The organism is Parasaccharibacter sp. TMW2.1882 (genome assembly GCF_023337635.1).
Taxonomy (GTDB): Bacteria; Pseudomonadota; Alphaproteobacteria; order Acetobacterales; family Acetobacteraceae; genus Bombella; species Bombella apis.
In genome coordinates, this window is the sequence record NZ_NWUT01000001.1 from 122,364 (window position 1) to 135,986 (window position 13,623).

Consider the following 13,623-nt stretch of genomic DNA (forward strand, 5'->3'; position numbering starts at 1 on the left):
GCGCTAAATCCGCAGACTGATGAAGGGTCCGTGCCTGCCTGTCAGGGAGGTGCGGATGCTGGAGAACAGGTCGTATGGTTCATGCGGGCGTGGTGAAATTGGTAGACACGCCAGATTTAGGTTCTGGTGGCGCAAGCTGTGGGGGTTCAAGTCCCTCCGCCCGCACCAAGGCAGTCTCCTCCTGAGTACAACAATGTCGATGATCCCCTTGTCATAGAGAAGGAATAGCGGTTTCATGCAGGTTACGCCCACACTCACCGAAGGCCTGAAGCGGTCCTTCACCGTAGTTATTCCCGCTGCTGACCTGCAGGGCCGTTGCGATGCCCGTCTGGCTGAAGTGGCTTGTGATGTGAAGCTTCCCGGCTTCCGCCCGGGCAAGGTTCCGGCCTCCGTCGTCAAGCAGCGCTTTGGTGAATCCGTCCAGGCGGAAGTGACGGAAAAGCTGGTGCAGGAGAGCGTGAAGTCCCTGCTGGAAGAGCGTGACATCCGCCCGGCCATGCAGCCGAAGGTTGAGATCGTTTCTGGTGGAACTGAGGGCAAGCCCTTCGAATTCACGCTGGAGATGGAAATCCTGCCGGAAATCCCGACCCCGGACATGGCAGGCACGAAGCTGACCCGCTACAGTGCCAAGGTTGCTGATGAGGTTGTGGACAAGGCTCTGGCCGAGGTTGCCCAGCGCAACCGCAAGTTCGAGACGGTGGATGAGAACCGTCCGGCTGGCAAGGGTGATGTGCTGAACGTCAATTTCGTTGGCAAGAAGGATGGCGTGCCGTTTGATGGTGGCACGGCCGAGGATGTCAATGTCGAGATTGGCGGTGCTGGTTTCATCCCCGGTTTTGCCGAGCAGATGGAAGGCATGAAGCCGGGTGAGGAACGCACGATCACGGTGACCTTCCCGGAGAATTACCAGGCCAAGGAGCTCGCCGGTCAGGAAGCTACATTCGAGATCAAGGCCAATGCGCTGAAGAAGCCGGTCGATCCGACGATTGATGATGAGTTTGCCAAGTCTCTGGGGCTGGAGGGCGTCGAGCAGATGCGCAAGCTGATTGCCGAGCAGGCAGAGGGCGAGTACAAGCAGCTTTCCCGTATGCGCATCAAGCGGGACCTGCTGGACATCCTGTCCGAGAAGGTTGACTTTGAGGCACCGCAGAGCATGGTGGATGCCGAGTTTGGCCAGATCTGGAGCCGTATCGAGGCTGAGCGCAAGAATGGCAGCCTTGATGAGAAGGATGCTGCCAAGGATGAGGAAACCCTGCGGGCCGACTATCGCAGGATTGCCGAGCGCCGTGTGAAGCTGGGTCTGCTTCTGGCCGAGCTTGGCCGCAAGCAGGACATCCAGGTCTCGCAGGAAGAGCTGCTCTCTGCCATGCAGCAGGAGGCTCGCCGGTACCCGGGGCAGGAGCAGGCCGTGTTCGAGTTCTTTACGAAGAATCCTCAGGCCATCGATAACCTGCGCGGGCCAATCCTTGAGGATAAGGTCGTCGATTATCTGATCGAGCTGGCTGAAGTGACCGACAAGGAAGTGACGGCAGAGGAACTGGCCAACATTCCGGATGCTGACTGATTGCTGCATCTGAGGAAGGAAGGGGCAGCAGCCGCTGCCCCTTTTTTTTGCTCTTGGCAGGAAGATTCCTCTGATATTAGTCCATTCTGTGCGAAGACACGGGCAAAGAGGGTGTGCTAGGCTAGGGGGAGTTGTAAAGGAAAATACCTATGGGCATTGAAGACCGTAATCCTCTGGACGTGTTCAATAACACTCTTGTTCCAATGGTGGTGGAGCAGACCTCAAGGGGTGAGCGCTCTTTCGACATCTATTCCCGGCTTTTGCAGGAGCGTATCATTTTTCTGACAGGCCCGGTCTATGACCAGGTCTCGTCTCTGATCTGTGCGCAGCTGCTCTATCTTGAGAGTGTCAGCCCGACCAAGGAAATTTCTTTCTATATCAACAGCCCTGGTGGGGTCGTCTCTGCCGGTCTGGCGATGTACGACACCATGCAGTATATCCGTTCACCGGTCAGCACGGTCTGTATCGGTCAGGCAGCGTCCATGGGGTCACTGCTGTTGGCTGCCGGTGAGGCGGGCCGCCGTTTCTGCCTGCCCAATGCCCGTGTCATGGTCCACCAGCCTTCCGGTGGAGCGCAGGGGCAGGCGTCGGACATCGAAATTCAGGCCCGTGAAATCCTGCATATCCGTCGCCGGCTGAATGAGATCTACCGTGAGCATACAGGGCGTGCGCTGGAGGAAATCGAGGAGGCGCTGGAGCGTGACCGTTATCTCTCTGCTGCGGAGGCCAAGGAGTTCGGGCTGGTGGATGAGGTTGTGACACGTCATCCCGCGGAGAAGAAAAGGGCCTGATCTGATTGTTGAACAGGGCATTCAGGGGTCTGAACATACCCGTCTCCCATACGGGTTTGAGGAGCTGTAATGAGCGGAAAAGATAGCGATTCAAAGAATACGCTTTATTGTTCATTCTGTGGGAAATCCCAGCATGAGGTGAAGAAACTCATTGCCGGGCCAACCGTATTCATCTGTAATGAATGTGTTGAACTGTGCACGGACATCATCCGTGAGGAGCGGAACACAGGCCCTGTGACCAGTGGTGAAGGGGTGCCAACTCCACGGGAAATCTGCCAGATACTCAATGATTATGTCATTGGCCAGAGTGAAGCCAAGAAGGTGCTTTCGGTGGCGGTGCATAATCATTACAAGCGGCTGGAGCAGTCCGAAAAGGCTGGTGATGTCGAGATCGGCAAGGCCAACATCATGCTGATCGGTCCAACGGGAACGGGGAAGACCCTGCTGGCCCAGACACTGGCCCGCATTCTGGACGTTCCCTTCACCATGGCCGATGCCACGACACTGACAGAAGCTGGCTATGTGGGAGAGGATGTTGAGAACATCATCCTCAAGCTGCTTCAGGCCTGTGACTATAATGTTGAACGTGCCCAGCGTGGCATTGTCTATATTGATGAGATCGACAAGATTTCCCGCAAGGCGGAGAATCCGTCCATCACCCGGGATGTCTCTGGTGAAGGCGTGCAGCAGGCTCTGCTGAAGCTGATGGAAGGTACGGTGGCCTCCGTTCCTCCGCAGGGAGGGCGCAAGCATCCGCAGCAGGAGTTCGTGCAGGTCGATACGACCAACATGCTCTTCATCTGTGGCGGGGCCTTTGCCGGGCTGGACAAGGTCATCAGTGCCCGTGGCAAGGGCAGTGGCATTGGTTTTGGGGCGGATGTGCGCTCCGAGGATGACCGCAAGCTGGGAGATATCCTCAAGGATATCGAGCCGGAAGACCTCATGAAATACGGCCTGATTCCGGAATTCATTGGTCGTCTGCCGGTCATCGCCACGCTGAATGACCTTGATGAGGCCGCTCTCGTCCAGATTCTGACAGAGCCGAAAAATGCTCTGGTCAAGCAGTATCAGCGTCTCTTCCAGATGGAAGGGGTGGAGCTGGAGTTTGAGGAAGAGGCCATCAAGGGGATTGCTGCCCGTGCCATCGAGCGGCAGACCGGGGCCCGGGGTCTGCGTTCCATCATGGAAAAAATCCTGATGGAAACGATGTTTGACCTTCCAGGCCGGAAGAATGTCGACAAGGTTGTCGTCACCCGGGATGTGGCGGAAGGCCGTGCAGAGCCTGTCTATGTTCACGGCCAGCAGGCTGAGGAAGAAAAACAGGCGGACTGAAAGAGGCGGACGCTGGCAGATTTCCATCATCTGCCAGCGCTTCGCAGCGCCAGGGGTATTGTCCCTTGTGCCTTGATACCCCACATAGAGATACAGAATGAAAGAGCCCCTTGCCGTGCCACTTTTTCAGGGCGGCGGGGGTTTGATCGTCCGTTATGGAGATCCTGAAGCATGAGTGACGAAAAGAAACCAAAGACAGCCCGCCGCAAGACTGCTGCCAAGGATGCCGACAAGGGTAGCGTCGCCCGGACGCGGCGTACGGCTTCCACGTCTGCTACCCGTAAAGATGGAGAGGCCAAGGCTTCTGCGGTTCCTCGCAGGAAGGCTGCGTCCTCCAAGGCTGAAAGCGGCAAGGCTACAGTGGCCGCTCAGTCGCCCCGGAAGGAAGCGCCTGTCATGCCGGTGCTGCCCCTGCGGAATATTGTCGTCTTCCCACACATGATTGTTCCACTCTTTGTGGGACGTGAGAAATCAATCCATGCTCTGGAGCAGATGCCGGAGGATGTCCGTGAGATCATTCTCGTGTCCCAGAAAGATGTGGGCAAAGATGAGCCGACTGTTGATGATGTGTTCCGCATCGGGACGGTTGCCAGCGTCCTCCAGCTTCTGAAATTGCCCGATGGAACGGTGAAGGTTCTGGTGGAAGGGCTGCGCCGCGTCCGTCTTGTTGGCCTGAAGGAGCAGGATGGCTATTTTCAGAGCTCTGTGGAAGACCTTCCTGATGAGCTGGGTGCCCGTGGTGGGGAACGTGAAGCTCTGGCCCGTTCTGCCGTAAAACGGTTTGAGGATTATGCCCGGCTGAACAAGAAGGTGGCGCCGGAGGTACTGGCCTCGGTCAGCCATCTGGAGGATCCGTCCCGTCTGGCGGATACGATTGCCAGCCACCTCAACCTGCGGATTCCGGAACGGCAGGAGCTGCTGGAAACCCTCTCCGTGGAGGAGAGGCTGGAGCGTGTCTTTGCGGGGATGGAAGCGGAAATAGACGTTCTTCAGGTGGAGAAGCGTATCCGCAGCCGTGTGAAGAAGCAGATGGAGAAAACCCAGCGGGAGTATTATCTGAATGAGCAGATGAAGGCCATTCAGAAAGAACTGGGTGAAGGCGAGGATGGCCGTGACGAACTTGCCGAGATCGAAGAGAAGATCGAAACGCAGGGGCTAAGCCAGGAAGCTAGGGAGAAGGCCCGTGGCGAGCTGAAAAAGCTGCGGAGCATGAGCCCCATGTCTGCCGAGGGCACAGTGGTCCGCAGTTATCTGGACTGGCTGGTCAGCCTGCCATGGAAGAAACGCTCCAAACTGGCAAAATCCCTCCAGAAGGCGGAAGACGTTCTTGAGGCTGATCACTATGGGTTGGAGAAGATCAAGGAACGTGTCCTCGAGTATCTGGCCGTCCAGAGCCGTGCGAAGAAGCTGAAGGGGCCGATCCTCTGTCTGGTTGGCCCTCCGGGTGTTGGCAAGACCTCTCTGGCGCGGTCCATCGCCAGGGCGACAGGGCGGAAATATGTCCGCATTTCCCTTGGGGGGATGAAGGATGAATCCGAGATACGTGGTCACAGACGGACCTATATCGGTGCCATGCCGGGCAAGATTGTCCAGGGTATCAAGAAGGCCGGGGTGAGCAATCCACTCTTCCTGCTGGATGAGGTGGACAAGCTGGGGTCGGACTGGCGGGGGGATCCGTCTTCCGCCCTGCTGGAGGTGCTGGACCCGGAACAGAACAACACGTTCGGGGACCATTACCTCGAGGTGGAATATGATCTTTCTGACATCATGTTCATCGCCACGGCCAATTCTCTCGACATGCCCCAGCCGTTGCTGGACCGCATGGAGATCATCCGCCTTTCTGGATATACGGAACAGGAGAAGCTGGAGATCGCCAAGAGGCATCTGCTGGCCAAGCAGGCGAAAGAGCATAATCTGAAGCCTGGTGAATGGCACGTGACAGATGAGGCTCTTTTGGCGCTTATCCGGTCTTATACACGGGAAGCCGGGGTGCGCAGTCTGGAGAGGATGATCGCCCGTCTGGCGCGTAAGGCCGTGCGTGAGATTCTGTCTGGCAAGGTGAAAAAGATCGAGGTGACGCCAGAGACGCTGGAGGTTTATGCCGGTGTCCCACGTTACCGTCATGGTGAGGCTGATCAGGAGGATCAGATCGGTATCGTGACGGGCCTGGCCTGGACACAGGTTGGCGGAGAGATACTGACCATCGAGAGCCTGACCATGCCGGGCAAGGGCACGATCCGTCATACCGGCAAGCTTGGTGATGTGATGAAGGAGAGCGTGTCTGCGGCTTTCTCCTATGTGAAGTCCCGTGCCGAGACATTCGGTATCGACCCGGCCGTGCTTGAGAAAACGGACATTCACGTGCACCTGCCAGAGGGGGCCGTGCCGAAGGATGGCCCTTCTGCGGGCTCAGCGCTGACCACGTCTCTCGTCAGTGTGCTGACACGCATCCCGGTCCGGCATGATGTTGCCATGACGGGGGAGGTGACCCTGCGTGGCCGTGTTCTGGAGATTGGTGGGTTGAAGGAGAAGCTGCTCGCAGCTCTGCGGGCTGGCATCAAGACGGTTCTCATCCCGGAAATGAATGTCAAGGACCTGGCTGAGATTCCTGAAAATGTGAAAGAAGGGTTACAGATCATTCCCGTCCAGCATATGGATGAAGTGCTGAATATTGCCTTGACAGAGCCGCCGAAGGCTTTGGCAGCGGGGCAGATGGCGGGCAGGAGTGCCAAGAAAGTGAACGGGGAAGGAATTTCTCGCTCAATTCAACATTAAGTAAGGGTATTCTTGGCTTCAGGCTGTTGACGCGGACGAAAACCGCTTCATAGTGCAGGTGTAAATCGCAATATGTGATTCTGGCCTCTTTGCGAGGCTGTCTCACCAAACGTTGAAAGGCTTACCATGGAGAAACCTCTGAACAAGCAGGAACTCATTGCTTCCGTTGCCGAGGCCGCTGATCTTCCCAAGGCGAAGGCTGGTGATGTCGTGGATGCCGTGTTCGGCACCATCGAGAAGACCCTGGCCAAGGGGCAGGAAGTTCGCCTGGTAGGCTTTGGCAGCTTCGTGACAGCCACCCGCAAGGCTGCCAAGGGCCGCAACCCGCGTACGGGTGAAGAGATCGACATTCCGGCTTCCACGTCCGTGCGTTTCAAGCCGGGCAAGGGCCTGAAGGATGCCGTCAGCAAGTAAGCTGGCATCGTGGAAACGGGGAAGATAATTTTCTGAAAAAAAATGAGAATTCCCCGTTGCGCTCCGTGAGGCTTTTGCCTATAAACCGGGGCGGGCAATTAGCTCAGCGGTAGAGCGTCTCGTTTACACCGAGAGGGTCGGCGGTTCGATCCCGTCATTGCCCACCATCTTACATTCAAGTTTTTTTATGACCTGGCGTTTCGAATATCATGAAACGCTGGCATCCACTTCCGATCTCTGTCGGAAACGGGCTGAAGCCGGCGAAGAAAACAGGCTGGCCGTTGTGGCAGAGCGACAGAGCGCAGCCCGGGGAAGCCGGGGGCGTAGCTGGCAGAGTGGCGAGGGAAATCTGGCATTTTCCTTTCTTTTCCGTTTTTCCGAAAATCAGGCCATGCGGGCGGTTCTGCCCTATATGGTGGCTCTGGCCCTTCGTGATGGGCTCGTGGCCGCAGCGGATCTGTCGGGGGAGGCTTCAGCCTCGCTATGGCTGAAATGGCCGAACGATCTTCTGCTTTCAGGCCGGAAAATGGCAGGTATTCTGATTGAAACCGGTTTTTTGGCAGCCGGGGCAAAGGGGCTGCCCTGTTGGGCGGTCATAGGCATGGGGGCCAATCTGCGGCAGGCTCCGATCATGGAAGGCCGGACACTCGCAGCCCTTTCCGAGGTCTGCTCTCCGCCGGATGCCCAGGCCTGCGCCCAGGCCATCGTGCGAGCGTTCGATGGATGGATGGAACGCTGGCAGCGTGAGGGCAACGGTGTGATCTGGGAGAGCTGGATGGAGCGTGCTCATCCTCTGGGTACTCGACTGATCCTTCGAAGACATGGTAGGGAAGTAGCAGGACAATTCGCCGGGCTTGATGCGCAGGGACATCTTCTGCTCGCACTGGACGATGGTGGCATGACCTCGGTTGTGACGGGTGATGTGATCTGTGAGTAAGGGAGGGGATGTGCTGCTCGTCATTGATGCTGGCAATACAAATGTGGTTTTTGCCGTTCATGATGGCGAAGCATGGGTAGGACGCTGGCGCATCTCGACGGATGATCGCAGAACGGCGGATGAATATGCCGTCTGGCTGCTGGCCTTGATGGAACGGGCAGGTCTGGGTCCGGATTGTGTAACGCAGGCCATTATCGGGACGGTGGTTCCGGCTGCGTTGTATGATCTGCGGCGCCTGTGCCGTAGCTGGCTGCATGTGGAGCCTCTTGTGGCCAATCATGAGCTGGACTGGAACATGGATGTGCTGGTGGATACGCCGGCAGAGCTTGGGGCTGACCGCCTGCTGAACGGCCTTGCCGCCCGGCAGCTTTACGGCGGGGGCCCGCTGGTGGTTGTGGATTTTGGTACGGCGACAACCTTCGATGTTGTCGATGCTCGGGGCCGCTATTGCGGTGGAGCGATTGCACCGGGGGTCAATCTCTCGATGGATGCCCTGCATCAGGCAGCGGCCCGTCTGCCCCGTGTCAGTGTTGGCCGGCCGGTGGAAGCAATAGGCCGCAGCACAAGTGTTGCGATGCGATCAGGCCTCTTCTGGGGGTATGTAGGTCTGGTCGAAGGGATTGTTCACCGCATTGCCGGTGAGATGGATGGACGTCCCCGGGTTGTGGCGACGGGCGGTCTGGCTCCGCTCTTCTCCGAGGGGACAACGTTATTTGATGAAGTGGCACCCGACCTGACGCTGGAGGGACTGCGCCTCCTGGCCGGGCAGAACAGGGACCGTTTCATCACCGATTTTTCCGGGCAACAGGCCCATACCGCCTTCGGGCACCCTGATAATTCTTGAACAGGAACTGATGCGTTTATGACAGACCAGAAGAGTGATTTTGCCTTCCTTCCCTTGGGAGGGACGGGCGAGATCGGCATGAATTTCAATCTCTACCGCCTGCGCGAAAATGGTGAGGAACACTGGCTGGCCATCGATTGTGGCATCGGCTTCTCCGGCAATGATACGCCGGAAGCCGACGTGCTGATGTCCGATCCGACCTTCATCGCAGAACGGAAAGACAGTCTGCACGGGCTGGTCATTACCCACGCCCATGAGGACCATGTGGGGGCTGTAGCCCACCTCTGGCGGCAGATGCGCTGTCCTGTCTACGCCACGCCGTTCACGGCAGCCGTGCTGCGGCGCAAGCTGAGCGAGGCGAACCTTCAGAACCAGGTCGTCATCCACATCATCATGCCGGGTTCCCGGTTTGAGGTCGGGCCGTTCGATCTCCAGTTCATCCCGGTAACCCACTCCATTGTGGAAGCCCAGTCCGTCGCCATTCGCAGTCCGTATGGCATTGTCATTCATACCGGGGACTGGAAGCTGGACCCGACTCCGCTTGTCGGCCCCGTGACGGACGAGGATGCCTTCCGTGCATTGGGTGATGAAGGCGTGCTGGCCATGGTGGGTGACAGCACCAATGTCATGAAGGAGGGGCGGTCCCAGTCTGAGGCGGATGTCCGTGTCGGCCTGACGGAAATGATCGCCGGGCTGGAAGGACGTGTGGCCGTGACGTGCTTCGCCAGCAACGTGGCCCGTGTGGAGAGCATCGCCAAGGCTGCGCTCGCTTCTGGCCGTGAGGTGATGGTGGTGGGACGCTCCCTGCGCAATCTGGAGGCCGCCGCCCGGGAATGTGGCTACTTTGCCGATCTGCCGCCTTTCCTGACGGAATATGACATCAAGGATGTTCCTGATGAAAACCTGCTGATGATCATTACGGGGAGCCAGGGTGAGGCCCGCTCCGCCCTGTCTCGTATCGCCTGTGATACCCATTCCACCATTTCCCTGGGGGAAGGGGACACGGTGATTTACAGCTCCCGTGTCATTCCGGGGAATGAGCAGGCCGTCATGACGGTGCAGGACAATCTGACACGCCGTGGCGTGACCGTGCTGACGGACAAGGATGGCATGGTGCATACATCCGGCCATGCAACGGGTGGGGATATCCGCCATCTCTACAGCCTTGTTCGCCCCCGTTACAGCATTCCCACCCATGGGGAATGGCGCCATCTGACAGCCCACGGGGCTTTGGCCCGTGAGGCCGGTGCTGAGGCCGTGCTGCTGGAGGATGGTGACATCCTCAATCTGGGGCCGGGGCCGGTCGAGGTGGTCGATACGGCTCCGACGGGCCTTCTAGCTCTGGATGGTGACCGCCTTCTGCCCATGACGGGCGGTGTGCTGGCGGCCCGTCGCCGGATGCTTTTCAATGGCGTGGTGCTGGCCAGCTTTGCCGTGGATGATGAGGGCTATGTCATTGGCGAACCACGCATCAGTGCACCAGGTCTTCTGGAGCGGGATGACCCTGAAAGCACTCGCATCCGTGAAGAATTCGCCTATGCCATTGATGAGATTCCTGATGAATTCCGTCAGGACGATCAGGCCTTCCGGGATGTGGCACGCACAGCCCTGCGGCGGGCACTCGGCCGCAAGCTGCGGAAGCGTCCGCTGGTTGATGTCCATCTCCTGCGCGTCTGAGGGAAAAAGAACATGCGGTTAAGTCAGGCATTCCAGCCTACTCTGAAAGAAGTCCCCGCCGAGGCGCAGATTGCCTCACACCGGCTGATGCTGCGGGCGGGGCTTGTGCGGCAGACATCCTCGGGCATCTATACATGGCTGCCCGCCGGGCTGCGTGTCCTGCGGAACATCGCCACCATCGTGCGGCAGGAGCAGGACCGGATTGGCGGACAGGAAATCCTGATGCCGACCGTTCAGTCCGCCGATCTGTGGCGGCGTTCCGGCCGTTATGATGCGTACGGACCGGAGATGCTGCGTCTTGAGGACCGGCACGGGCGTGAGATGCTTTACGGCCCGACCAATGAGGAAATGGTGACGGACCTTTTCGGCAGCACGGTGAAATCCTACCGTGAGCTGCCGAAGATGCTCTACCACATCCAGTGGAAGTTCAGGGACGAGGTCCGCCCCCGCTTCGGCGTGATGCGTGGCCGTGAGTTCTACATGAAGGACGGTTACAGTTTCGACCTGTCCTATGAGGATGCGGTGAGCAGCTATTATCGCATTATGCTGTCCTACCTGAAGATTTTCCGCCGTCTTGGTGTGCAGGCCGTGCCGATGGCGGCCGATACGGGGCCGATTGGTGGCGAGCTGAGCCATGAGTTCCTCGTTCTTGCTCCGACAGGGGAGAGTGAGGTCTTCTATGATGCTGGCTGGGACGAGATTGACTGGGACAGCATCGGCCTGGACCCGCAGAAGGAGGAAGACCTTCAGAAACTCCGTGAGATCGTGAAGACGACCTATTCCGCCACGGATGAAAAACATGACCTTTCCGCTTGGGAGGCTGTGCCGGAAGACCGCCGTCGTGGTGGCCGGGGCATCGAGGTTGGCCACATCTTCTATTTCGGCACGAAATATACCGAATCCATGGGTGTGGAAGTGAGCGGTGCCGATGGTGCGCCCCTGCATCCGCACATGGGGTCCTATGGCATCGGGGTGTCCCGTCTGGTCGGGGCCATCATCGAGGCGTCTCATGATGAGGCCGGGATCATCTGGCCGGAAGAGGTGGCTCCCTATCGGGCAGTTCTGCTCAACCTCCGCCCCGGTGACGAACTGTGTGACCAGCTCTGTGAATCCATCTATAGCCGTGACCCGGAAGGGCTGCTCTATGATGACCGGTCCGACCGTGCCGGGGTGAAATTCAATGATGCCGACCTGATGGGTCATCCGTGGCAGATCATCGTCGGTCCCCGTGGGGCCAAGGCGGGCATGGTGGAGCTGAAGCACCGTGCCTCCGGCGAACGCAGTGAACTGCCTCTTGATGAAGCTCTGGCGAAACTGGGGCTTGGCTGAGCATGTTCGGGCGGTTTGAGCGAACGGTTGCCCTGCGTTATCTGAGGGCCCGCAAGGGGGAGCGTTTTGCGTCGGTCATTGCGCTGTTCTCCCTTGTCGGCATCTCTCTGGGGGTGGCGACGCTCATCATCGTCATGGCCGTGATGAACGGCTTCAAGGCCGACCTCATGGGCCGGATTCTCGGCCTGCATGGAGACCTGAATGTCTATGCCTATGGGCAGGTCATCCGGGACTACAAGGATGATGCCGCATTGATCCGCAGGGTGCCCAGCGTGACGCAGGTCCTGCCCATGACGCAAGGCACGGTCCTTGCGGAGGCGGGGCGTTATTCCACCGGGGCGATGCTGGAAGGGCTGGCACAGGAGGACCTGCGGAACTGGAAGGCTCTCAGCGATGGAATCATGGAAGGCAGTCTGGATGACTTCCAAGGGGATTCCGCCGTTGCCGTGGGGGTCACGCTGGCCGAGCGGGCCGGGCTGCATGTCGGTTCGTCGCTGACCATTCTCTCGCCCAACGGGCAGGCCACGCCATTCGGCACGATGCCACGGGTGCGGAAACTGCACGTGGCCCTGGTCTTTGATGCCAACTGGAATGATTACAACAGCAACATCATTCTCATGCCGCTGGCAGCCTCCCAGAAATTCCTGATGATGGGAGACGGGGTCTCGCTGATGCAGGTCAGCACCTCCGACCCGCTGAATGTCAGGCCGGTCAGCCGCCAGATCACGGAGGCCTTGAATGATCCCCGTCTTCAGGTGCTGGACTGGACACAGAGTGCCAACGGTTTTCTGGATGCCGTGACGGTAGAACAGAACGTGATGTTCCTCATCCTTACGCTCATCATTCTGGTGGCGGCCTTCAACGTGATCTCCTCGCTCATCATGATGGTCAAGGACAAGACACGGGACATCGCCGTCCTGCGGACTTTCGGAGCCAGCCGGGGCAGCGTGATGCGCATTTTCCTCATGTGCGGAGCGTCTGTTGGCGTCGTGGGGACCGTGGTGGGGACGGGGCTGGGCATCTGCTTCGCCCTGAACATCGAGCGGATCCGTCACGTTCTGGAATCCCTGACGGGCACGGACCTGTTCAATCCTGAGGTCTATTTCCTGGCCCGGCTGCCGGCCCGTCTGGTCTGGTCGCAGGTTGTGGAAGTCGCCGTGCTGTCGCTGGCCCTGTCCCTGCTGGCCACGCTGTATCCCTCATGGCGTGCGGCGAAGACCGACCCGGTGGAGGCCCTGCGTCATGAGTGACACGAAACAGACCACGGTTCTGACGCTTGAGAAGCTGGGGCGGTCCTTCCGTTCCGGGGATGAAGAACTGCACATTCTCCGGGAGGCTGATCTTTCCCTGAAAAGTGGTGAGCTGGTTGCCCTCGTGGCCCCGAGCGGCACGGGCAAGTCCACGCTGCTGCATCTGGCTGGCCTTCTGGAACGCCCCGACAGGGGAGAGGTTCTTATCAGGGAGAAGGCCACATCCAGACTGGGCGAGGCGGGACGGACGGCCTTGCGGCGGGATGAAATCGGCTTCGTGTATCAGTTCCATCATCTGCTGCGGGAATTCACGGCCGTGGAGAATGTCATGCTGCCCCAGCTTGCGGCAGGCGTGAAACCTGCCGAGGCCCGGAAGCGGGCAGAAGACCTGCTGGTCCGTTTTGGGCTGTCCCATCGGCTGGAGGCTCTGCCGGGACGCATGTCCGGTGGGGAGCAGCAGCGTACGGCCATCGCCCGTGCGCTGGCGAACCGGCCCAGCCTGCTGCTGGCTGATGAGCCGACGGGCAATCTGGATACGAAAACCGCCGATCTCGTCTTCGCCGAGCTGATGCGTGTGGTGCGGGAAGAGGGTGTGGCGGCTTTGATCGCCACCCATAATGAGGCTCTGGCGGCGGCGATGGACCGTACCGTCACGCTGGATGAAGGGCGGATCGTTCCTTTTCAGGGGTAGGGCGTTTTCTGTTCCGCCC

At 59.0% G+C, this 13,623-nt stretch carries 11 protein-coding genes and 2 tRNA genes; all 13 read left to right on the plus strand.

From position 1 onward, the window contains the following. Nucleotides 1-83: 83 nt before the first annotated feature. Nucleotides 84-168: transfer RNA gene (locus tag CO583_RS00610), tRNA-Leu, on the plus strand. A 67-nt stretch (nt 169-235) separates the two neighbouring features. After that, a complete protein-coding gene (gene tig / locus CO583_RS00615) occupies nt 236-1,564 on the plus strand; it encodes a trigger factor (RefSeq protein ID WP_248630520.1) in 1,329 nt (442 codons plus the stop codon). Between the two features lie 149 nt (nt 1,565-1,713). Further along, nucleotides 1,714-2,355 (plus strand): ATP-dependent Clp protease proteolytic subunit, encoded by a 642-nt coding sequence (locus tag CO583_RS00620; protein ID WP_043559905.1) that lies wholly within the window; start codon nt 1,714-1,716, stop codon nt 2,353-2,355. 69 nt (nt 2,356-2,424) lie between these two features. Further along, nucleotides 2,425-3,687 carry an ATP-dependent Clp protease ATP-binding subunit ClpX gene (clpX, locus tag CO583_RS00625; RefSeq protein ID WP_043559908.1) on the plus strand — a complete coding sequence of 421 codons (1,263 nt, stop codon included), beginning with the start codon at nt 2,425-2,427 and terminating at the stop codon, nt 3,685-3,687. A 171-nt stretch (nt 3,688-3,858) separates the two neighbouring features. Continuing rightward, nucleotides 3,859-6,462 (plus strand): endopeptidase La, encoded by a 2,604-nt coding sequence (gene lon / locus CO583_RS00630; RefSeq protein ID WP_192848254.1) that lies wholly within the window; start codon nt 3,859-3,861, stop codon nt 6,460-6,462. Nucleotides 6,463-6,588: 126 nt separating this feature from the next. After that, nucleotides 6,589-6,876 (plus strand): HU family DNA-binding protein, encoded by a 288-nt coding sequence (locus CO583_RS00635; RefSeq protein WP_043559910.1) that lies wholly within the window; start codon nt 6,589-6,591, stop codon nt 6,874-6,876. Nucleotides 6,877-6,968: 92 nt separating this feature from the next. Continuing rightward, nucleotides 6,969-7,043: transfer RNA gene (locus CO583_RS00640), tRNA-Val, on the plus strand. Between the two features lie 20 nt (nt 7,044-7,063). Further along, nucleotides 7,064-7,813: a biotin--[acetyl-CoA-carboxylase] ligase gene (locus CO583_RS00645; RefSeq protein WP_248630518.1), complete on the plus strand. Its 750-nt coding sequence runs from the start codon at nt 7,064-7,066 to the stop codon at nt 7,811-7,813. A gap of 10 nt (nt 7,814-7,823) precedes the next feature. Further along, nucleotides 7,824-8,657 carry a type III pantothenate kinase gene (locus CO583_RS00650; protein ID WP_043559914.1) on the plus strand — a complete coding sequence of 278 codons (834 nt, stop codon included), beginning with the start codon at nt 7,824-7,826 and terminating at the stop codon, nt 8,655-8,657. A gap of 18 nt (nt 8,658-8,675) precedes the next feature. Then, complete coding sequence (locus CO583_RS00655; protein WP_043559916.1) at nt 8,676-10,334, plus strand: ribonuclease J; 1,659 nt, start codon at nt 8,676-8,678, stop codon at nt 10,332-10,334. Nucleotides 10,335-10,346: 12 nt separating this feature from the next. Then, nucleotides 10,347-11,663 carry a proline--tRNA ligase gene (proS, locus tag CO583_RS00660; protein WP_103765578.1) on the plus strand — a complete coding sequence of 439 codons (1,317 nt, stop codon included), beginning with the start codon at nt 10,347-10,349 and terminating at the stop codon, nt 11,661-11,663. A gap of 2 nt (nt 11,664-11,665) precedes the next feature. Beyond that, nucleotides 11,666-12,913, plus strand: a complete 1,248-nt coding sequence (locus CO583_RS00665) for a lipoprotein-releasing ABC transporter permease subunit (protein ID WP_248630517.1) — start codon at nt 11,666-11,668, stop codon at nt 12,911-12,913. After that, nucleotides 12,906-13,604 carry an ABC transporter ATP-binding protein gene (locus tag CO583_RS00670; protein WP_043559924.1) on the plus strand — a complete coding sequence of 233 codons (699 nt, stop codon included), beginning with the start codon at nt 12,906-12,908 and terminating at the stop codon, nt 13,602-13,604. Before CO583_RS00665 ends, CO583_RS00670 begins: the two co-directional genes overlap by 8 nt. Nucleotides 13,605-13,623 lie beyond the last annotated feature (19 nt).

Coding starts and splice junctions, on each gene's coding strand:
- proS (WP_103765578.1), top strand. CDS start 10,347: ATGCGGTTAAGTCAGGCATTCCAGCCTACTCTGAAAGAAGTCCCCGCC.
- clpX (WP_043559908.1), top strand. CDS start 2,425: ATGAGCGGAAAAGATAGCGATTCAAAGAATACGCTTTATTGTTCATTC.
- CO583_RS00665 (WP_248630517.1), top strand. CDS start 11,666: ATGTTCGGGCGGTTTGAGCGAACGGTTGCCCTGCGTTATCTGAGGGCC.
- tig (WP_248630520.1), top strand. CDS start 236: ATGCAGGTTACGCCCACACTCACCGAAGGCCTGAAGCGGTCCTTCACC.
- CO583_RS00645 (WP_248630518.1), top strand. CDS start 7,064: ATGACCTGGCGTTTCGAATATCATGAAACGCTGGCATCCACTTCCGAT.
- CO583_RS00620 (WP_043559905.1), top strand. CDS start 1,714: ATGGGCATTGAAGACCGTAATCCTCTGGACGTGTTCAATAACACTCTT.
- CO583_RS00670 (WP_043559924.1), top strand. CDS start 12,906: ATGAGTGACACGAAACAGACCACGGTTCTGACGCTTGAGAAGCTGGGG.
- CO583_RS00635 (WP_043559910.1), top strand. CDS start 6,589: ATGGAGAAACCTCTGAACAAGCAGGAACTCATTGCTTCCGTTGCCGAG.
- CO583_RS00655 (WP_043559916.1), top strand. CDS start 8,676: ATGACAGACCAGAAGAGTGATTTTGCCTTCCTTCCCTTGGGAGGGACG.
- lon (WP_192848254.1), top strand. CDS start 3,859: ATGAGTGACGAAAAGAAACCAAAGACAGCCCGCCGCAAGACTGCTGCC.